Consider the following 20,374-nt stretch of genomic DNA (forward strand, 5'->3'; position numbering starts at 1 on the left):
TCTCAGGTTTCAAGCCAGGAGTTGGAAGCGCCGTGACAACCCTCGACGAAGCCCAGAAATTCAAGCGCCAGACGGCGCGGGCGGCCAATCAGCCGCTGAGCCGCGAAGAGACGATGACCCAATACACCAAGACCGGTTACGACCTGGACGCCCATCCCGCCTACGTCGTGCGCCGCGCCCATCAGCGCGCCACGCTTTGCTTCCAGCAGGTTATGGCGGGCGAGGACCTGTCGCCGACACAGTTTGCGGCCCTTGCCACCGTCCTCAAGCATGGCGAAGTTTCGCAGAACCATCTCGGTCGCATGACGGCGATGGATCCCTCAACTATCAGCCTGGTGGTGCGCAAGCTCCTGAAGCAGGGGCTGATCAAGCGCAGCGCCTCCGACACCGACCAGCGTCTGACGATCATCACCCTGACGGACGAAGGCACGCGTTATACGCTGGAGCGGCTCGCACGCAGTGTCGAAGTCGGCCAGAGACTGCTTTCGCCGCTGACGGCGGCCGAACAGGCGACGCTGCTCAGACTGCTCCAACGTATCAGCGGCGACGAACCGGGCGGCGTGGAAGGCAAATGACAGGCTGACCTGGCACCTCTTCAAACCATTCTCCGAAGCGACCGATTGCCGGCCTTGGGCCGGATCGACCGCCTCATGCCCCCAAACAGACGCAAGGAACGCCATCGATGTCGCCTGAACCGCAAAACAAGGCTGCCGCCGCAGACAAGCTCGTCATTCGCAACGTCGGCCTGATGCTCAGCGGCGACCTCGCCCAACCGATCCTCGATGCCGACACCATTGTCGTCGCAGAAGGTCGCATCGCGGCGCTAGGCAAGGCTGGCGACCTCGATCTCGGGGGCGCGACCCGTAGCATCGATGCTCAGGGCTGTGTCGTAACACCAGGTCTGATCGACAACCACGTCCACCCCGTTGCAGGTGACTGGACACCGCGCCAGAACCAGATCGGCTGGATCGATTCGACGCTCCATGGCGGTGTCACCACCATCATCTCGGCCGGCGAGGCGCATTTTCCGGGCCGGCCGCGCGATATCGTCGGCATAAAGGCGCTGGGCATCGCCGCACAGCGAACCTTTGCAAATTTCCGTCCTAGCGGCATGAAGATCATCGCGGGCGCGCCGGTGCTCGAACCCGGCATGACCGAGAACGATTTCCGCGAACTGGCCGAGGCAGGCGTGACGTTGATCGGCGAAGTCGGCCTCGGCGGCGTCAAGGACGGCCCGACCGGCAAGCAGATGATCGCCTGGGCTCGCAAATACGGCATGACCTCGATGACCCACACCGGCGGCCCTTCGATCCCCGGTTCGGGCCGCATCGGCGCCGATGTCGTGCTCGAAGTCGATGCCGACGTCGTGGCGCATGTGAATGGCGGTCCGACGGCACTGCCCGATGAAGAGATCCGCCGCATCTGCGAAGAAGGCACGCGCGCGCTGGAGATCGTGCATAACGGCAACCTGCGCACCGGCCTGTTCGTGCTCTCCATCGCCAAGGAGCGCGACGAGCTCGACCGGGTCATCCTGGGTACCGATGGGCCGGCAGGATCGGGCGTTCAGCCGCTCGGCATCCTGCGCACCATCTGCCACCTCGCCTCGCTGGGCGACGTGCCGACGGAAGTGGCCTTCTGCTTTGCGACTGGTAATACTGCGCGGGTGCGCAAGCTCGATGACCGTGGCTTGATCGCCGCCGGCCGCGCTGCCGACCTGGTGTTCATGGATCAGGCAGCAGGCGGCATAGGCAAGGATTTCCTCGAAAGCCTGGCGCGTGGCAACCTGCCCGGCATCGGCATGATCATGGTCGACGGTGTGGTGCGCACGGCCCGCAGCCGCAACACGCCGCCGGCGATCCGCGTGCCGGAAATCGTCGCGGTCTGATCGCCAGGCACCTGAGGAAAAGAGGTGATCCTGATCGCTGAAGCCGCTCGCAGCAGGCCGTTGCGGGTGGTTTTCCTTGCCGCATCTTTTAGCGGTATCGGAAGTCGCTGCCACGAGAGCTCGCCTTAGTATCGAGTATCGAAATGCGGGGAGATTGAGAATTTCGCAATCTCGAAGGAGCTGACGGCACTATTCCAACGTAGGAAAACTATTTGGAATATTGACCCAATATTTGGATTGCCAAACGAAGCTACAATAAGAAACATCAACCCGTTCATTTTGGATGGCCAATTCATTGCGCACCGCAACATTGACGCGATCGATGTCGGCAAGCGATTGGGGGCAACTCCTGCTCCTCGGCCTACTTTGGGGTGGCTCTTTCTTCTTTGCGCGCATTGCGGTGGCGGAGATTCCGCCGCTGGCCCTCGTGTTTTATCGGGTGACAATTGCGGCGTTGGTCCTGCACCTCTGGCTGAGGATGCGCCGCATTTCCTTCTCCCCTGTTTTGGCTCGGCCAGGTTCCTTCCTGGTCCTCGCGTTGCTCAACAATGTGATCCCGTTTTCTCTGATCTTCACGGGGCAAACGGAAGTTGGGGCTGGCCTTGCTTCCGTGTTCTACGCCACGACGCCGCTTTGGACGATCCTTGTCGCAAACCTGCTGACGGCGGATGAAAAGCTGACGGCTACCAGGCTCGGTGGCGTGGGGCTTGGGCTCGTCGGAGCGGCGGTCATGGTCGGTCCCGGCCTTCAGTCCAGCATGGGCGGCCCAGTGTGGGCCAAGCTCGCCATCGTGGGGGCAGCGGTGTCCTATGCCTTTGCCGTCGTCTATGCGAAGCGGTTTCGAGATATCAAGCCATCGGTCGTGGCGACCGGCCAGCTCACTGGCGCTGCCGCACTCATGGTGCCAATTGTTTTGTGGCTCCACGAGCCCCGCGATCTCGTGACGGCGAGCTTTCCGATATGGATGACCGTGCTGGCTCTCGCTGTCTTCACGACGGCCTTCGCCTTCATCTTGTATTTCAACCTCATCGCCTCGGTGGGAGCGACCAACGCATCATTGGTGACGCTTCTTGTCCCTGTCAGCGCGATCCTGCTTGGTGCACTGTTCCTGGGCGAGAGATTGGAGCCGTTGGAGTACGCAGGCGTTGCGTTGATTTTGGCTAGCCTGGTCATCATCGACGGCAGGCTGTTTCGACGCTGAATCGTGGCCAGGCAGATAAAAGGCGGTCGCAGACGTTCAATCTCTGCGGCCAGCCTTTGTGGCAATACGTATTTCATTTGGGCCGCCCCGAGGGCAGCCTTTTTCAGCTCATGCCGTCCTTGCCGACGATCTGGTCTTTGGTCAGCCCGCCGACACGCGGATGCGGGCGGCCCGAATCGGTGACGGCGATCGCCACCACGATCTCGTCGGCGCGCGGCGCGTCGGAAATGCGCACTTCCATGCCGTCGAAGTGGCTGCGCACCTTGGCAGCGTCCTTGTGGCCCAACGGAATGTCGAGCGGGATGCCGAGGCCACCACGCTTCTTGGACGACGGGATCAGCGCTGCCCCTTTGCCGAGAATGTCGCGGAACGGGGCGCCGAGCTTGGGGTGCAGGATGGCGGCTGCGTGTTCCAGTTCGCCATCGGCACCGACCGCTGCTGCCTTGCCGAAACTCTCGACCTGGTCGCCCGCAATGCCGAGTGCTGCCACCGCGCGGCGCGGCAGAATGTCGCCGAGTTCGGCACCGATGTCGCTGAGTGCTTCGAGGTCGTCGACGAAGGTGCCGACATAGGGATTGCGGATGACCGCAACCGCCGCAGCGCGGCGCGTCGGCGGATTAACCGCCTTGCCGCCTTCGGTGCGCGTTTCCTCGACGATGGTGATGATTCGCCTGATTTCGGCGCTCATCGCAAGCCGTCCTCGCCCTTGATGTCCTTGGCGTCGAGGCCGCCGACGCGGGCATGCACGCGCGAACCCGTTGTCATCGCGAGCACGAACACCAGTTCGTTGTTGCGCGGCGCGTCGTTGATGCCGACCTCGATCGCGTCGAAATGGCTGCGCACGTAGGAGGCATTGACGTGAGTGACCGGAATGTCGATGCGAACGCCGGGGCCGCCGACCTTCTTGCTCGACGGCACGATGGCCTTGGCCCCGCCCAGAAGCTCACGCATCGCGTAGCCGCCCGGATTGTGCCAAAGCGCACCGTGTTCGAGTTCGCCGCCGCCGCCGACGATGGAGCCTTTGCCGTAGCTCTCGATATCAGATGCATCGCCACCGAGCGCTTCGAGCAGGCGCGTCGCCATCTCCAGTCCGAGCGGCTTCAAATCTTCCATGAATGGGGTGATGTCTTCGACATAACGCCCGGCATAAGGGTTTTCGACAACCGCAAGCACCGTGCCGCGCTTGATCGGCTCGGCGCGCACCGGCCCGCCTTCATGAAAAATCTCTTCGACCTGTACGACAAACTTTCTGACGACCACGTCCGGCATCGACTGCTCCACATTCTGGCGGGCTGAAAAAACTTGTTAGAGTAGCAACAATTATCGGTTCGGCATTTTTGTCAAGCCGGATGCGTGAAACCGCCGCCGCGTCGATTGCTCACATCGATTTTGGCTGCTCGCTGGCCGATTGACAGTTTGTTTGACCACCCATAAAGTCATATGACCACCAACAAGTTTTGCGGGCGTCGAGGAAGAGGCCGGCACTTGCTGCCAGGTGTCTATTGGGGAGTTGAGATGAAAAGCGTATTCCGTAAATGCATTATCGCCGGCGCGGCTCTTGCGGCCTCGATCGGCTCCGCCGCGGCCCAGGACAAGGTGTCCGTTGCGGCGATCTCCGGCTATTTCGCGCAAGGCTTCGGCATCACCATTGTTGACGGACTCAACAAGGCCAAGAGCGAATTCGGCATTGACCTGAAGCTGGTCGACACCGGTAACCGCGCGCTCGACTATGAAGAGCAGTTCGCTAACCTCGCCAAGGGCGGCCAGTACGACCTCATCTTCGTCATGGGCTGGGAACTGGTCGACGCACTGACCAAGGCGAGCGAAGCCTATCCGAACCAGCGTTTCGTCTTCATCGACGGCGTGCTCGATTCAGACAAGATCATCTATGCCAACTTCGCCGAGGAGCAGGGCTCCTTCGTTGCAGGCGCGCTTGCCGGCATGATCGAGAATCAGGGAAGCAGCTTCGACAAGATCGGCGACGGCAAGGCTATCGGCTTTGTCGGCGGCCGCGATATCCCGGTCATCCGCAACTTCCTTGGCGGATATGAGGAAGGTTCGAAATATGCAGCCCCCGACGTCAAGGTGAACCCGGTTTTCGCCGGCACCTTTGATGATCCGGCAAAGGGCAGCGAGTTGGCCCTCGCGCTCTACGGGCAGGGTGCCGACATCGTCTACAACGTCGCCGGCCCGACGGGTGAAGGCGTCATGCAGGCGAGCGCTGCCGCCGACAAGTATTCGATCGGCGTCGACATCGACATGTGCGGTTCGGCTCCGGGCAACGTACTGGCCTCGATGCTGAAGCGCGGAGATATTGCCGTCTACTCCCTGATCAAGGACGAGGTCGAAGGCCGCAAGATCACCCCGGGCACCCGCACGTTCGACCTCGCCGCAGGTGGCGTCGAAGTGAAGATCTGCGACGACATCGCGCCGTCCATTCCAGCCGACGTGACGGCCAAGCTTGACGAGATCAAGAAGGGCATCGCCGACGGCTCGATCAAGGTCACCCGGCACAAGTAAGGGTCGGCCTTTCTCCGCGGGCCGCCCCCACGGCTCGCGGCACCATTTCTCCCAAGACCAGGTACGACGTATCCGTTTCGTCTGACGGAACGGATACGTCTGAAGCTGCGAGGCTCCCGTGTCGACCACGTCGCCAGCTACGGCACAAACCGCCGTCGAATTGATCGGTATCACCAAGCGTTTCGGCGCCTTCGTTGCCAATGAGGATGTCAATCTCACCGTCAAGCGCGGCGAGATCCACGCCATCATTGGCGAAAACGGCGCCGGCAAGACAACGTTGATGAACATCCTGTTCGGGCTGCTGCAGCCCGACGAAGGCAAGATTCGCCTGAACGGCCAAGACACCGTGGTCGGCGACCCTGCCACGGCGATTTCAGCCGGCCTCGGCATGGTGCATCAGCACTTCAAGCTGGTGCCGTCGCTGTCGGTCGCCGACAATGTCTTCCTTGGCATGGAAATCCGCCGCAACGGCTTGATCGACCACGCTACACAGATCGCGAAGACCCGCGAGTTGTCCGAGCGCTTTGGCCTCAAGGTCGAGCCGGAAGAACGCGTCTCGCTTCTCTCCGTGGGCATCGAACAGCGCATTGAAATCCTGAAGGTGCTGGCGCGCGGCGCCCGTACCATCATCCTCGACGAGCCGACCGCTGTGCTGACGCCGCAGGAAAGCCGCGAGCTGTTCCAGACGCTGCGCGGCTTCGTTGCCGGCGGCATGACCGTCATTTTCATCTCGCATCACCTTGAAGAGGTGATGGAGGTTTCAGACACCGTGACCGTGCTGCGCCATGGCAAGCATGTCGCGACGCGACCGACCGCCGAGCTGACCAAGGCCGATATGGTGCGCATGATGGTCGGCCGCGATGTCAGCTTCGATCGGCGCCCGCGCGAAAAGACCGACGGCCAGGTCGTGCTCGACGTCAAGAACCTGTGGGCGCGCGACGACCGCCGCCTGCCGGCTTTGCGCGACGCAACCTTCACCGTGCGCGGCGGCGAGATCGTCGGTATCGCCGGTGTCGCCGGCAACGGCCAAACCGAGCTTGCCGAAGTGCTGTCGGGCCTGCGCCCTGCCAGCCATGGCTCGGCGATGCTCAAGGGCAGCGATCTGACGGCGCTTTCGACCGCGGCGATTCGCGAGGCCGGTCTTGCTCACGTGCCTGGCGACCGTCTGGTGCGTGGCGTCGACGGCAGTGCCTCGATCTCCTCCAATCTCCTGATGGGCCGGCAAAACAAGGCGCCGTGGAGCCGCAACGGCATCCTCGACTGGCGCGCCGCGGGCAATCAGGCCGTCGAGATGATCAAGCGTTTCGACATACGCGCCCGTGGCCCCGAAGACACCGTCAAGCGGTTGTCGGGCGGCAATATCCAGAAGGTCGTTCTGGCGCGCGAATTCACCAATGATGCGGACTTCCTGCTGATCGATCAGCCGACACGGGGCGTCGACATCGGTGCGCAGGAATCCATTCACGACGAGATCATGCGCCAGCGCGCTAGCGGCCGCGCCGTGCTCGTCATTTCGGTGCAGCTCGACGAACTACTCACCCTGGCCGATCGCATCCTGGTGATGTTCAACGGTCGGATCATGGGCGAGGTCGACGGCGGCAGCGCCGACAGCGAAAGGATCGGCATGATGATGGCAGGTCTCGAACCCGGCATCGTTTCGGACGAGGTGGCGTCGTGAACGACAAATTGCGTGCATTCTCCGGCCAGATCGTCGCCGTTGTGATCGCGCTCGCCATTGGCGCCGTGATCATCATGCTGATCGACGAAAGTCCCACCAAGGTGTTCATGACCTTGATGCGCGGTGCCTTCGGCGACCAGGCCAAGATCGCCGGCACCTTGTTGCAGACCACGCCCATCCTGATCTGCGGCATTGCCGCGTGCATCGGCTTGCGTGGCGGCATGTTCAATGTCGGTATCGAGGGCCAGCTGTTTCTCGGTGGCTTCGCCGCCGCCTGGGTCGGTTTCGCCATGCCACTCCCCCCCGGCCTGCACGTCGTGGTCGCAATGACAGTAGCGGTGATCGCGGGTGCCGCCTGGGTTTCGATCCCTGCTTTCTTTCGTACACGCTACGGTACAAACGAGGTCGTCTCGACGATCCTGTCCAACTACGTCGCTGTGTTGCTGACCTCCTACCTCACCATTTTCCTGTTCAAGCGTCCTGGCGGCTGGTCGGAGACCCCACCGATCTTGGCAACTGCCTATCTGCCCGAGCTGTTTGCCTTCTCGCGGCTCAACTGGGGCCTGATCATCGGCCTTGCACTGGCGCTATTCGTTGCGTGGTTCTTCCGCTCCACGGCCAAGGGCTACTCGATCTCCATGGTCGGCTCGGCGCCGAAATTCGCCGAATATGGCGGCATCGACGTCAAGCGTCAGGGTTTCATGGTGCTGCTGGCGTCGGGTGCGGTCGGCGGCCTTGCCGGCGGCATCGAAACGCTCGGCGTGCACCACCGCTTCATGGAAGGTTTCGCCCCCGGCTTCGGCTTCGACGGCTTGATCGCGGCACTGCTCGCCAACGGTTCGCCGATCGGCACGATCGTGACCGCGCTGTTCTTCGGCGCGCTGCGCAACGGCTCGCTGCTGCTTGAGACCGACACCAACGCTTCGCGCGAAATCATCACCGTGATCCAGGCACTGATCATCCTGAGCGTCTCGGCCCAGGTGCTGATGAAACGTCGCGGCGACAGCACGGCAGGAGAGCGCCGATGGAAATTCTAAGCCTTTTCAACGTCGCCCTGCTCGTCGCAACGTTGCGGATGACAGCCCCCATCCTGCTCGTCGCGCTTGGCGGCTCGTTCACCACCAAGGCCGGCATCTTCAATATCGGCCTTGAGGGCCAGATGCTGGTCGGCGCCTTCTTTGCCGTGCTCGGTTCGATCTGGTCTGGATCGGCACTGGTGGGCGTTGCCTGCGGTGTCGCGGCGGCACTGGTGTTCGCGCTCGCTTTCGCGGTGCTTGTCGTCAGCTTCCGCGCCAATGAAGTGGTGGTCGGCCTCGCGCTCAACATCCTGGCCGGCGGCATGACCATTTCGCTGATGAAGGCGATCTTCGGTACCCGCGGCTCGATCGTCGGCAAGGGCATCGTCGGCCTGCCCAAGGTACAGATTCCTGGCGCGCGCGATCTTTTGGGTTCGTGGGCGCCGCTGATCAACGGCTTCACGCCGATGGTCTATGTCGCCTTCATCGCCGTGCCGCTTCTGGTGCTGTTTTACAAGCGCACCCGCCTTGGCCTCTATATCCGTGTCGTCGGCGAAAAGCCTGAGGCCGCGGAGGCGCTCGGCATCTCGATCACGCGTGTTCGCTACATAGCCTCGTTGCTGTGCGGCCTGCTGGCCGGCCTCGCCGGCGCGCACCTGTCGCTTGGCTACATCACCATGTTCACCGAAAACATGTCCTCGGGTCGTGGCTTCATGGCGGTCGCCATCTTGATTTTCTCCAACGGCAGTCCGTTGAAGGTGCTGGCGGGCTGCCTGCTCTTTGGTTTCGCCGACGCGTTTTCGCTCCGGCTGCAGACCTTCGGCTTCCCGTCCTACCTGATCCTGGCGGTGCCTTATCTGGTGGCGCTCACGGCACTGTTCGCGCTGTCTTACCGCAGCCGCCCGAAGATCATTCGCGAGACCCTGGAGAGCATGCGCAAGCTGCTTTCGGTCGACAACAAGCCGGCCGAGACCGGCAAGCAACCTCTTACGTGAAGGGCTGTACCAAGGAATGGAACGCATAATTCTCGACGTGGATTCGGCCGGCGACGACATTCTCGCCGTGCTGTTTGCCGCGGCAAATCCGAACGTGAAGCTGGAGGCGGTGACCACCTGCACCGGTGCGGCTGGCCCCATCGAGCAGGTCACCAATGTCGTGCTCAATACGCTGTCGCTCGCCGGCCGCGACGACATCCCGGTCTATGCCGGTGCATGGCGGCCGATCGTCGGCCATTCCAAGGCCGACATGGAAGCGCCGGTTCATTTCGAAAAGACGCTCACCGCACGGTTCGGCGATCGCCTCAAGCAGTTCAACCCACCGGCTCCCACGCCCAAGCGCGCGGCGACGCCGGGTCACGCCGTCGACTTCATCATCAACACGGTGATGTCCAATCCGGGCGAGATCACGCTTGTCACCACCGGCCCATTGACCAATGCAGCCATGGCGCTGCTGCAGGAGCCCAGGCTGACCACGGCGCTCAAGCGCCTGATCGTTCTCGGTGGCACCTTCACCACGCCGGGCAACATCACGCCGGTGACGGAATACAACATCTGGGCCGACCCGGAGGCCTCGCGCATCGTGCTCAATGCCGATGTCGCCAAGATCCTCGTTCCGCTCGATATCTGCGAGGACAACCGCGTCGCAACCTCCATGCTGACGCGTGACGATATCGCCGACATGCAGGCGATAGCCAAGAACAACCCGGTGCTCGACATGATCGCCGAGGTGTTCCCGATCTATATCGACATCTGGCGCGAGTTCTTCGGTCTCGTTGGCTTCCCGCTCGATGACGTCATTACCGTAGCACTCGCCTTCGATCCGGAACTGGCGACGCTGACCGAGCCGCTGTTCGTCGACGTGCTGCTCGACGGGCGGGTGGCGCGCGGCCAGACCGTTGCCTATCGCGGCTTCCAGATCCTGCCCGGCGGCGGACCCAAGACCACCCGTATCGGCACCGATCTCGAAGGTCGCCGCTTCCTCGAAATGTTCAAGAAAACCATCGCGCGCTACGAGCGGGCAGCGTGAGGGGCGAGATCATGACAGCTACACCCATCCTCTTCGACTGCGATCCCGGCCACGACGACGCCATTGCGCTGGTGATGGCGCATCGTTCGCCCGATATCGAGCTGCTCGGCGTGACCACAACCTGCGGCAACTCGGAACTCGAAAAGACGACGACCAACGCGCTGCGCATCCTGGAATATATCGGCGCCGGCAACGTGCCCGTCGCAGCCGGCTGCCATCGCCCGCTGGCGCGTCCGCTGGTGCTCGGCACAGCCGACGGTCCGAGCGGCCTCGAAGGCTCGCCCTACCTGCCGCAGGCGACCATCAAGCCTGTCGATCAGCACGCGGTCGACTTCCTTGCCGAGAAGCTGCTTGCCTCGGCCGAGCCGATTTTGGTGGTCGCCACCGGCCCGCTCAGCAACATCGGCCTGTTGATCCTCAAGCACCCCGAGGTGCTGCCCAAGATCAAGGAACTGCTCTGGATGGGCGGCGTGTTCTACCGCAAGAGCGAGATCATCACGCCGACCGAATTCAACGCCTTCTGCGATCCCGAAGCGCTGCGCATCGTTCTCGATTCAGGCGTGCCGATCACCATGGTCGGGCTCGACGTGACGATGCAGGTTCTGGTCGAGGCGCCGCAATATGCGGAGCTTGCCACGATCGACACGCCGCTCGGCAAGCTCGTCAACGACTGGCTGCTGTACTACGAGAAGCTGCACCGCAATTCGATGGGTGTCGGCGGAGCCATGCACGATCCGCTGGTGCTGGCGCTGGCGATCGATCCGACCCTCGTCAAGACCCGTCCGGCCCACATTGGTGTCGACCTCTCGGGCACATTTACCTTCGGCGCCACGGTTGCCGACTTCTGGGGCGAGCGCGGCGAAAAAGACAACGCCAAGATCGCCTATGAGGTCGATGCCGACCGCTTCTTCAAGCTGATGTTCGATCTCCTCAGGGATTGAACGTCGCTCATGAAGTGACGTCGAAGGAGGGCGGCGGACATTCCTGGCCCGCGCCGCCGCCCAAACTCTTGATCGCTAGCGCTGGCCGCGATGCCAGCGCAGCGACATGCAGGACAGGCCTGCGTCGATCTTGCCGATCTCGGTGGTCTTGAGCGCAGCCACCTTGTAGCCAAGCTTGTCGAGCATCTCGATGGTTCTGGGATAGTCCGCGCCAACCATCACCACGTCGTTGACGCGCAACGCATTGGCGGCAGGCTCCTCGCCTTCGGGGATCAGCACTTCGCGAAAACCCTTGAACACCCCCGAGCGCGCGAGCCGCTTCGTCGACAACATGGTCTCGCTGTCGAGCAGCGAGCAGTCGCTCTTGAAATGCAGCACGCCTTCGGGGGTCTGCACCGTTTCGGCCTTGCGGCCAAGCCTGGAGAGGCTTGATATCAGCCCCTCCGCGCCGGTCCGGTCGGTTCGGGCCGACAGCCCGATCATCACGCTTTTGGGTGTCGTCAAAACGTCGCCGCCGTCGGCGAAACCGGGCGACGGCAGGTCGAGAACGGTTTCAAACATTTGTCTGAGCGTTGGCGCAATCTCGGATGTTTCGTTAACGCGGGTCTCAGCGCCCGGTCGCAGCAGGATCGCACCTTCAGGAAAGACCAAAGCCGGATCTTCGACAAAGATCGAATCCGGAAAGTCTTCAAGCGCCGGCAGCACGGTTACCTCGACACCTGCCGCGCGCATGGCGGCGATGTAGGCGGAGTGCTCGGCCTTGACGCCGTCAAAGGTCGGGTTGCCGCGATCGTCGGCGCGCAGGCCATTGGTCACCGACCGCGCCGGTTCGCGCACGATGGCCGCATTGAACTCGTAGACCGCAGGCTTGGATGTCATGTCGGTGTGCTCGCATTCGGGGGTCGGGCGGATTTGCCTCAACGTGCCCGAATTGGCCGGGTCTGTCGACGGGTGACACGCGGGCGAGCTATTGCCCTTGCGCGCGTCGAAACTCGCTCGGCGACTGTCCGGCTATACGGCGGAAATCGCGGCTGAAATGATAGGGGTCGGCATAACCACAGGCGAGCGCCACGGTGGCGATCTTGGCTCCGGGCTCCGTCAGTAGGCGCTTGGCCAGGTTCATGCGCTCGTGGCGAATCCAGTCCATCGGTGTCGTGCCGGTCTTTTCCTTGAACTGCCGGTGAAGCTGCGAAGCGCTGAGGCTGGAGATTGCGGCCAGTTCCTCAATCCGCCAGTTGCTGGCGATTTCGGTCCGCACCTCGCGCATGACGCGCAAAACGCGTTCGCCCCGGTCCTCGGAGCTGTGGTGCTCTCCCCGCTCGGCGACAAGCGTCTCGACAAGCTGGGCAACGATGGTGCTTGAAATGGCGTCGGTCGTCTGCCCGCGTCGATCGAGGTTGTCGATGGCACGCTCGAAGCTGCCGGCGCTGACCTCGCCGATTGCAGCAAACAGCGGGTTGTTGGCAACGCGCAAGAACGAGAAGACGGCGTCGAGCCCATAACCCTCGATGCTCATCCAGAGATAGTGCCAGTGGCTGGCCTCGGGATGGCAGCCATGGGCATACTGCATCGATGTGTCGAGCCAGGTGATGGTTTGCGGTCCAGCCGTGACGTTGTTGCCGCTGACTTCGATCAGGCCAAGTCCCGACAAGGTGTAGATCAGCGTGTGGTGATGGAATCGCCGGGTGACGAAACCGTCGCTATGGGAAAAGCGGGTGCGGCCCGCGACCAGGATCTTGTAGGGATAAGCGTTCGCATGCCGACCTGGCGTGTGGAAGAAGATTTCGTTGCTTGCATCCGGAGTCATGGTCATTTTTGGGCAGGTGTTGCTCTCAATGAGTTCGGCTCTTTGTATCCTCCCAAGATGGGGGATGCGAGTTTTATCCAGCATCGTGCGACTGCGATGCATTCATTTTGCCGCCCTTGCCATTAGGCTGAACGCAGCCAGCCGTATTGCGGCGGCATTCCATGGATTGGAGCGTTGGATGACCGCTAACCTGTTGGCAAGCGATGGTCAGGCTTTCGAGCCTTTGACGGATGCCTTCGCCCAGAACCCCTACCCCGCCTACGCCGCACTGCGCGACAAGGGTACGCCCCAGTTCTTCGCCGATTTCGATATGTGGCTGGTGACGCGCTTCGACGATGTCGCGGCGATCGCGCGCGATATCTCGATGGTGCGCTCGCCCGAATTCTTCATGTCGGAAGAAGAGATCACCGAGCAGAAGCGCCTGCAGAACTGGCTCGACATGCCGCACCACCAGCGCTTCGTGCAGTTCTCGATGCTCGACAGCGACGGCGAGGTGCACGACCGGTTGCGCAAGCAGGTGTTCCGCGAGTTCACGCCCGCCTTCATCGCTCGCCAGCGCGGCATGATCGAGCGCTTCGTCGAAAAGCTGGTCGACAGCCTGATCGGCAAGGGCGAGATCGATTTCGTCGAGGAGCTTGCCGCCCAGGTTCCCGGACACATCATCGGCCGCGTGCTCGGCGTGCCTGACGAGGATTGCCCGCAGCTGCGTGTCTGGTCGGAAAGGGTTGTCCAGTTCTTCGACATCGACCGCTCCGACGAGCGCAAGGCGCTGGCCGAGCAGGCGACGACCGAGTTCTACCACTATCTGCTCAAGCTGATGGCCGAGCGCCGCAGGGCGCCTCAGGAAGACCTCATCACCCGGCTGATGGCGGCACAGGATGCCGGCGCGCTCAACGAGGACGAGCTGGTCTCGACCTGCATGCTGATCCTGATGGCCGGCCATGGCTCGACCATCGACGTGCTCGGCTCCGGCATGCACGCGCTGCTGCGCTTTCCCGACCAGATGGAGCGGCTGAAGGCGGACCCTGGTCTGATCCACACCGCGATCCAGGAGATGTTTCGCTTCGAATCGCCGCTGCCCTTCTTCCATCGCTATTCGACCACCGATTGCGTGGTTGGCGGCCAGGGCTTCCCGCGCGGCACCAAGTTTGGCCTGCTCTATGGCGCTGCCAACCGTGACCCTGCCCAGTTCGAGAACCCTGACACCTTCGACGTTGGCCGCAACCCGAACCGCCACCTCGCCTTTGGCGGCGGCGCTCATTTCTGTCTCGGCAACCATCTGGCGCGGCTCGACATGGAGGTGATTTTCACCACGCTGCTCAAGCGCCTGTCGTCGATCTCGCTGGTCGACGCCGAACCACAATACAAGCGCGGCCTGTCCGTGCGCGGCCCCAAGGTCCTGCGCCTGGCCCTGACGCCCGCCTGATTCCGGAGTTTTCTAGATGTACCGCGTAACCTTCATCGATGCCGACGGTCAGGTGACCGAGCTTACCGCCCAGCAAGGGCAGAGTGTCATGTCCGTGGCAGTCGCCAACGGCATCGACCAGATCCTCGCCGAATGCGGTGGCTCCTGCGCCTGCGGCACCTGCCATTGTTATGTCGATGACGCCTGGATCGGCCGTCTGGCTCCGCCCGATGATTCCGAGCAGGGCATGATCGAGTGCCTGATGAACCCGACGACACGCAGCCGGCTGAGCTGCCAGCTCAAGATGTCGGACGCGCTTGACGGCCTGGTGGTGCATCTGCCGCGCGAGCAGTATTGAGGCCAGCCTTCCCGCTTAAGCCGAGGGCGTGACGCGCGCTGCGATCCAAGCCCCGACGATTTCGACATCGCCGGCGTCGAAACCATGGCCCGAAGATATGGTGCGGGCGTCGACTTGGGCGGCGGCGTCGCGCAACAGGCCGGCGAGGTCGGGACCAAAACTGCTGAACACGTCGACGTCGCCGGCAATGAGCAGCGCATCGACATCGGACAGATCGGCTGTGGGCGGCTGTTCGAGCACCATCGCGGCGCGAAGCAGGGCAGCGCGGCGGATCAGATGCGGATGCAAAAGCATCGTTGCCGCCAGCATGTTGGCGCCATTGGAATGGCCAAGGAAAAAGAGTTTTTCCGCATTGATGCGATAGGCTTCGATGGCCCCCTCGATGAAGGCGGCGAGTGCCGCCGCCTCGGACTTGATGTCCGCCTGATCGAACTTGTTGGCCGAAAGCCTGCGGAACCAGCGTGGCGTGCCTTCGTCGGTGGCGCGGCCACGCAAGGCGAGCAGCGTCGCGCGCGGTGCCGCTTTCGCCGCGAACGGGAACAGGGAGGTCTCGTTGCCGCCCGAACCATGCAACAGGACGAGAACGCTGCCGTCGGCATTCTCAGGCGTGTAGAAGCGGTGGACGAAGGGCAGGTCGCGATAGATCACGCGTTCTTCGCCCGGCCAGGAGAATTGCGGCAGCATCGTACGGAGTTCATCGATCTTGTCGGCACGCTCCGGCGGCACGAACAGATGCGTTCCGAGCTCGCTGGCGGGTTCGTCGACTGCCATTCCAGGGCCGTCCGTCGCCAGCTCGAACAATGTCCCGCCGGGCTCTCGGACATAAAGCGAGTAGAAATACTTGCGGTCGTGGACATTGGTAATGGTGGAGTTGCTGGAAGCAAGCTCGCCATGCACCCGCTCGACCTCATCGGTGTCTTTGGCGCGGAAAGCGATGTGGTCGATGGTGCCGGTGCCTGGCGCGCTGGTCCAGAAACCCTTGGCGTCCCTGATGTCGATGATGTCGCCGGTATCGGAGACAAGGCGCCTGATGAACTCGGTGGTTTGCGCCGGCCGGTAGCCGAAGTGGCGCACAAGAAAGCTTTCGGTGAGTTCGGGCACTTCACTGAGGATCGTCGCCCCGCGGATGCGGCGGATCGCCTGCTTGGCCGGTACGTCGCTGTCTTCCCAGACGACAGGCTCCGGAAAACCGCTGACGCCGACGAGCTTGACGATGACCCCGTCGGGATCCTTGAGCCGCAAGGTCGGTTCGCCCATCTCCTCTGAAGGGCCTGATATCTCGATGTGATGAGACAGTGCCCGCGTCAGCCAGAAACCGATGCTCGATGGTTCGATGGCGAGCGAAATCTCGCTTGGCTGGCCATGGCCGACACGCCCTCGGGCGCCGTCTTCCCAGACCAGGAAGGTGATCAGCGTGCCCGGGTTGGCGGCACCGTCGCCATAAAACAGATGCAGCTGCGTGGCGTCTTCATAACCGCCGGTCTGCTTGACCAGGCGCAAGCCGAGAAAGCCGACGTAAAAATCGACATTGGCCTGCACCTTGCGAGTGATGAGCGTGATGTGGTGGATCCCGGCGCCCATGACGCACCTCCTGCAGATTTGCTTCAATGTCGACAATCCATCAGCGGGCGGAGCTACGCAACCCGAGGTTCGACCGGGCCCAATGCAGGGTCGATCGGTCGCGCAGCACTTGTCGCGTGGTTGACACAGGCCTTAGGTAGACGGGCGCATCACATTTTGCCGCCGACTTTTTTGGATACCTCTTTTAGAGACCGATTTTACAACGCCGCTCCCATTCAACGGCGTGAGATCCAGACTGCCCATTTTTCGCGCGGCCGGCGACCGCGCACCATCCGCCGCAAACAAAAAGGCCGCGCTTTCGGCGCGGCCTTCATTGTCGGTGCGCCGAGGCTACAAGCCTACCACTCCAAAACGATCTTGCCGGCCTCGCCATTGGCCGCGTTGTGGAAGGCCGCCTGGTAGTCGTCGGCCTTCATGCGGCTGGTGATGACCTTGCGGATGTCGAGGCCGCTTTCCAGCATCGCCAGCATCTTGTGCCAGGTCTCGAACATCTCGCGGCCATAGATGCCCTTGAGCGTGATCATCTTGAACACGATCTTGGCGAGGTCGATGGGGAAGGGATTGGCCGGCACGCCGAGCAGTGCGATGCGGCCGCCCATCAGCGTATGCTCGATCAGCTGGTCGAAGGCGGCCGGCGAGCCGCTCATCTCGAAGCCGACGTCGAAGCCTTCGCGCATGCGCAGCCGCGCCATGGCGTCGCGCAGATCTTCCTGGGCGACGTTGACCGGGGTAACGTCGGCAACCTGGGTGGCGAGTTCGAGCCGCTTGGGGTTGACGTCGGTGATGACGACATGGCGGGCACCGCAATGACGCGCGACCGCAGCACCCATGATGCCGATGGGGCCTGCGCCGGTGATCAGCACGTCTTCGCCGGCGACGTCGAAGGAGAGTGCGGTGTGCACCGCATTGCCGAGCGGGTCGAGGATCGCGCCAAGCTCGTCGTCGATCGAATCGGGCAGCGGCACCACGTTGAAGGCCGGGATGCGGACATATTCGGCGAAGGCGCCGGGCAGGTTGACGCCGATGCCCTGTGTTTCGGGATCGAGATGGTATTTGCCGGCACGGCTGGCGCGGCTGCGCATGCCGATGACGTGGCCCTCGCCCGACACGCGCTGACCGACCTTGAAGCCGCGCACATGCGAGCCGAGTTCGACGATCACGCCGGCATATTCATGGCCGGTGACCATCGGCACCGGCACCGTCTTTGCCGCCCATTCGTCCCACTTGTAGATATGGATGTCGGTGCCGCAGATCCCTGTCTTGTTGACCTTGATCAGCACGTCATCCGGGCCGACCTCGGGCACCGGGCGTTCTTCCATCCAGATGCCTGGCTCTGCCTTGGCCTTGACGAGTGCGCGCATGGGAAACTCCTGACTGTCAGATGATGCCGAGCGTCTTGCCGGCGTCGGCAAAGGCGTCGATGGCAAGGGTGATATCGGCGTCGTCGAGGGCCGCCGACATCTGGGTGCGGATGCGCGCCTTGCCCTGGGGGACGACGGGATAGAAGAAGCCGGCGACATAGACGCCGCGCTCGTCGAGCGCCTTGGCCATGCGCTGGGCCAGCACCGCGTCGCCCAGCATAACCGGAATGATCGGCGTCTCGCCGGGCAGAAGCGTGAAGCCTGCCTGGGTCAGGCCATCTCGGAAACGCTTCGTGTGGCGGTTGAGTTTTGCACGCAGATCGTCGGCGCCGCGCGCGATCTCGATGGCTTTCAGCGAGCCGGCGGCAACTGCCGGTGCCAGCGAATTGGAAAACAGATAGGGCCGGGCGCGCTGGCGCAGCAGGTCGATGACAGGCTGCGATGCGGCGATGAAGCCGCCCATCGCGCCGCCCAGCGTCTTGCCGAAAGTGCCGGTCACGATGTCGACCCGGTTGCCGGCACCTGTCAGCGCGGGCGTGCCGCGGCCTTCCTCGCCGATATGGCCGGTGGCATGGCAATCGTCGACGGCGACGATCGCGCCGTAGCGCTCGGCGAGATCGCAGATGTCCTTCAGCTTGGCGATGTGGCCGTCCATCGAAAACACGCCGTCGGTGACCACCAGCTTGAAGCGCGCGCCGTCGGCATTGGCCTGCTTGAGCTGGGCTTCGAGGTCGTCCATGTCGCCCTGGGCGTAGCGGAAGCGCTTGGCCTTGGAGAGCCTGACGCCGTCGATGATCGAGGCGTGATTCAGGCTGTCGGAGATGATCGCGTCCTCGGCGCCGAGCAGCGGTTCGAACAGCGCGCCATTGGCGTCGAAGCAGGCGGCGAACAGGATCGCGTCGTCCTTGCCGAGATAGTCCGATATGGCGTGTTCGAGTTCGCGGTGCAGGTCCTGGGTGCCACAGATGAAGCGCACCGAGGCCATGCCGAAGCCGTAGTTTTCGAGCGCCTTTTTGGCGGCATCGCGAATTGCGGCATTGTCGGCAAGGCCGAGATAGTTGTTGGCGCAGAGATTGACCATCTGGCGTTCGCCGGCCGGACCCTTCACCTTGATGCGGCCCGACTGGGGGCCGGTGATTTCACGCTCGCGCTTGTACAGGCCGTCGGCCTCGATGCCCTGGAGAACGCTTGATATGTGGGAAAGGAAATCTTGGCTCATGGTCTCGCCATTCCGTTAAGATGGAAATTCCGGTATATCGGATAATAGGTCAAGTCTAGTGGAATTCGCTTGTGCCAGCGGGTCCAGTCGCAAATGCCTCGCAGTACGGGCGACGTGGTGCTATCAGTGAGCCGGCTTTGGGGGAGGCGACATGGACCTGAATGACGCGCCGAAGATCGGCCCGGTAATCCAGAAGGAACGCAAGGAGCGCCATCTGACGCTCGACCGGCTTGCGGCGATTTCAGGCGTATCGCGCTCCATGCTGTCGCAGATCGAACGTGGCGAGGCCAATCCGACCTTTGCTGTTCTGTGGTCGCTGACCCAGGCGCTCGGCATCGACTTCGCCGACCTGATCGCTGGCGGTGTGACGCATCACAAAGTCACCAACGCCATCGATCTGGTGAGCCTGGCGCTGACGCCCGAGATCAAGAGCCCGGAAGGTGCGTGGCGCCTGCGCATCCTGAGCCCGCCGGCGCTGGCCGGCCGGGTCGAGTGGTACGAGGTCGAGATCGCGCCCGGCTGCAAGCTTCAGAGCGCACCGCACGCTCCCGGCACATTCGAGCACCTGACCGCTCACACCGACGGCCTTTGGGTGGAAACCGAGCATGGGCGCCAGGCGCTCAAGACAGGCGAGACCGCGCGTTATCGCGCCGATGTCGGCCACGAGATCTCCAACTCGGGCGAGAGGCTGGCCAAGGCACTGATGGTGGTTCTTTACGACCAGGATGCCTGAACCAGGCTGCCGGGTTTTTCTCCCGGGTGAGAGCGGATGCCTAGGTCGGCGGCCTCCGCCGGTTCGTTCAAGCGGTGGCCCACTTATATAGAGGGGACTTTATATAGAGGGGCTCGGCATGCCGTAGACACCGCGCGGCGTGCCGGATGAGGCCCGCAATCAAGGTGTAGGGTCCGCACCTATTATATGGGGCCGCAGGTGCGGTGCTGGCGCCGGCCGATCGCCATGCTGTTTCCTTACGTTTCGACGCTGATGCCGTGTTCGGCGTCATGAGCGCAGCTGATAGCCACTCGTGAATCACCGCTGCATGGTTTTCGCCCGCTGCTTCGCTCTGTTCCGCATCGGTTTGTCCGTTTTTGGGTTTTCGATTCTTCCGGTTTGGGTGGTGTTCGCGTTTTGCGGGGTGTTGGGGCTGGCGGTTTTCGCGTTGGGATTGAAGCTGTTGGCTGGTTGTGGCGGGGCGGGCGGGTTGGTTCTGGATTGTTTTGGCTTGGCGGGATGATGGCTTCCGCAGGGTCTTCCATGTGTTTGGGTTTGTGGTTTGGTTTGTGTCGCAAAAAATTCGCAAAAGTTGGAAAGGGTCGTTGACAGTGTGAGAGGGTGGCGACTATATACGCCTCAACAACGAGGGCGGCGCGCCGCTG

At 62.7% G+C, this 20,374-nt stretch carries 20 protein-coding genes; 13 read left to right on the plus strand and 7 right to left on the minus strand.

Going from position 1 to position 20,374, the window contains the following annotated elements; genetic code table 11:
• Nucleotides 1-32 precede the first annotated feature (32 nt).
• From C8K44_RS22095 to C8K44_RS22105, 3 genes are all read left to right on the plus strand, one after another.
• A complete protein-coding gene (locus tag C8K44_RS22095; RefSeq protein ID WP_245417587.1) occupies nt 33-575 on the plus strand; it encodes a MarR family transcriptional regulator in 543 nt (180 codons plus the stop codon).
• Nucleotides 576-682: 107 nt separating this feature from the next.
• Complete coding sequence (locus C8K44_RS22100; RefSeq protein ID WP_109577933.1) at nt 683-1,885, plus strand: amidohydrolase family protein; 1,203 nt, start codon at nt 683-685, stop codon at nt 1,883-1,885.
• A gap of 322 nt (nt 1,886-2,207) precedes the next feature.
• Entirely contained in the window at nt 2,208-3,086 is an 879-nt protein-coding gene (locus tag C8K44_RS22105) for a DMT family transporter (protein WP_109577955.1), read from the plus strand.
• Nucleotides 3,087-3,189: 103 nt separating this feature from the next.
• Here the strand turns inward: C8K44_RS22105 and C8K44_RS22110 are convergent, their stop codons facing one another.
• Both C8K44_RS22110 and C8K44_RS22115 read right to left on the minus strand, forming a co-directional pair.
• Nucleotides 3,190-3,774 carry an amino acid synthesis family protein gene (locus C8K44_RS22110; protein WP_109577934.1) on the minus strand — a complete coding sequence of 195 codons (585 nt, stop codon included), beginning with the start codon at nt 3,772-3,774 and terminating at the stop codon, nt 3,190-3,192.
• Nucleotides 3,771-4,355: an amino acid synthesis family protein gene (locus C8K44_RS22115; protein ID WP_109577935.1), complete on the minus strand. Its 585-nt coding sequence runs from the start codon at nt 4,353-4,355 to the stop codon at nt 3,771-3,773. Before C8K44_RS22115 ends, C8K44_RS22110 begins: the two co-directional genes overlap by 4 nt.
• Nucleotides 4,356-4,601: 246 nt before the next feature.
• Here C8K44_RS22115 and C8K44_RS22120 point away from each other — a divergent pair, with 246 nt between their 5' ends.
• The 6 genes from C8K44_RS22120 to C8K44_RS22145 all read left to right on the plus strand — a co-directional run bounded on the left by C8K44_RS22120 (nt 4,602) and on the right by C8K44_RS22145 (nt 11,266).
• Entirely contained in the window at nt 4,602-5,606 is a 1,005-nt protein-coding gene (locus C8K44_RS22120; protein ID WP_109577936.1) for a BMP family ABC transporter substrate-binding protein, read from the plus strand.
• A gap of 118 nt (nt 5,607-5,724) precedes the next feature.
• Complete coding sequence (locus C8K44_RS22125; RefSeq protein ID WP_109577937.1) at nt 5,725-7,284, plus strand: ABC transporter ATP-binding protein; 1,560 nt, start codon at nt 5,725-5,727, stop codon at nt 7,282-7,284.
• On the plus strand, nt 7,281-8,321 hold the full coding sequence (locus tag C8K44_RS22130) for an ABC transporter permease (RefSeq protein WP_109577938.1): 1,041 nt from the start codon (nt 7,281-7,283) through the stop codon (nt 8,319-8,321). Before C8K44_RS22125 ends, C8K44_RS22130 begins: the two co-directional genes overlap by 4 nt.
• Entirely contained in the window at nt 8,309-9,295 is a 987-nt protein-coding gene (locus tag C8K44_RS22135; protein ID WP_109577939.1) for an ABC transporter permease, read from the plus strand. The genes C8K44_RS22130 and C8K44_RS22135 overlap by 13 nt, the downstream gene beginning before the upstream one ends.
• A gap of 16 nt (nt 9,296-9,311) precedes the next feature.
• Nucleotides 9,312-10,325: a nucleoside hydrolase gene (locus C8K44_RS22140; RefSeq protein WP_109577940.1), complete on the plus strand. Its 1,014-nt coding sequence runs from the start codon at nt 9,312-9,314 to the stop codon at nt 10,323-10,325.
• A gap of 11 nt (nt 10,326-10,336) precedes the next feature.
• Nucleotides 10,337-11,266 (plus strand): nucleoside hydrolase, encoded by a 930-nt coding sequence (locus C8K44_RS22145; RefSeq protein ID WP_245417588.1) that lies wholly within the window; start codon nt 10,337-10,339, stop codon nt 11,264-11,266.
• Between the two features lie 75 nt (nt 11,267-11,341).
• Here C8K44_RS22145 and C8K44_RS22150 read toward each other — a convergent pair whose 3' ends face one another.
• Both C8K44_RS22150 and C8K44_RS22155 read right to left on the minus strand, forming a co-directional pair.
• Nucleotides 11,342-12,145, minus strand: a complete 804-nt coding sequence (locus C8K44_RS22150) for an arginine deiminase family protein (RefSeq protein WP_109577941.1) — start codon at nt 12,143-12,145, stop codon at nt 11,342-11,344.
• Between the two features lie 88 nt (nt 12,146-12,233).
• The gene (locus C8K44_RS22155) at nt 12,234-13,079 is read right to left on the minus strand and encodes an AraC family transcriptional regulator (RefSeq protein WP_158282775.1); all 846 of its coding nucleotides are present in this window, start codon (nt 13,077-13,079) and stop codon (nt 12,234-12,236) included.
• A 172-nt stretch (nt 13,080-13,251) separates the two neighbouring features.
• On the opposite strand from C8K44_RS22155, the gene C8K44_RS22160 reads away from it, so the two are divergent.
• Both C8K44_RS22160 and C8K44_RS22165 read left to right on the plus strand, forming a co-directional pair.
• Nucleotides 13,252-14,499: a cytochrome P450 gene (locus C8K44_RS22160; RefSeq protein WP_109577943.1), complete on the plus strand. Its 1,248-nt coding sequence runs from the start codon at nt 13,252-13,254 to the stop codon at nt 14,497-14,499.
• A gap of 16 nt (nt 14,500-14,515) precedes the next feature.
• On the plus strand, nt 14,516-14,836 hold the full coding sequence (locus C8K44_RS22165) for a 2Fe-2S iron-sulfur cluster-binding protein (protein WP_109577944.1): 321 nt from the start codon (nt 14,516-14,518) through the stop codon (nt 14,834-14,836).
• Between the two features lie 15 nt (nt 14,837-14,851).
• Here C8K44_RS22165 and C8K44_RS22170 read toward each other — a convergent pair whose 3' ends face one another.
• The 3 genes from C8K44_RS22170 to C8K44_RS22180 form a co-directional block, all read right to left on the minus strand.
• Nucleotides 14,852-16,417 carry a VOC family protein gene (locus tag C8K44_RS22170; RefSeq protein ID WP_109577945.1) on the minus strand — a complete coding sequence of 522 codons (1,566 nt, stop codon included), beginning with the start codon at nt 16,415-16,417 and terminating at the stop codon, nt 14,852-14,854.
• Nucleotides 16,418-16,755: 338 nt separating this feature from the next.
• On the minus strand, nt 16,756-17,778 hold the full coding sequence (tdh, locus tag C8K44_RS22175) for an L-threonine 3-dehydrogenase (RefSeq protein ID WP_109577946.1): 1,023 nt from the start codon (nt 17,776-17,778) through the stop codon (nt 16,756-16,758).
• A gap of 16 nt (nt 17,779-17,794) precedes the next feature.
• Nucleotides 17,795-18,997, minus strand: coding sequence for a glycine C-acetyltransferase (locus C8K44_RS22180; RefSeq protein ID WP_109577947.1), 1,203 nt, complete (start codon nt 18,995-18,997; stop codon nt 17,795-17,797).
• A gap of 151 nt (nt 18,998-19,148) precedes the next feature.
• On the opposite strand from C8K44_RS22180, the gene C8K44_RS22185 reads away from it, so the two are divergent.
• Together C8K44_RS22185 and C8K44_RS27810 are read left to right on the plus strand one after the other, a co-directional pair.
• The gene (locus tag C8K44_RS22185) at nt 19,149-19,730 is read left to right on the plus strand and encodes an XRE family transcriptional regulator (RefSeq protein ID WP_109577948.1); all 582 of its coding nucleotides are present in this window, start codon (nt 19,149-19,151) and stop codon (nt 19,728-19,730) included.
• Between the two features lie 307 nt (nt 19,731-20,037).
• Nucleotides 20,038-20,232 (plus strand): hypothetical protein, encoded by a 195-nt coding sequence (locus tag C8K44_RS27810; protein ID WP_109577949.1) that lies wholly within the window; start codon nt 20,038-20,040, stop codon nt 20,230-20,232.
• Nucleotides 20,233-20,374: the final 142 nt, after the last annotated feature.

This window comes from Aminobacter sp. AP02, assembly GCF_003148805.1.
GTDB lineage: Bacteria > Pseudomonadota > Alphaproteobacteria > Rhizobiales > Rhizobiaceae > Aminobacter.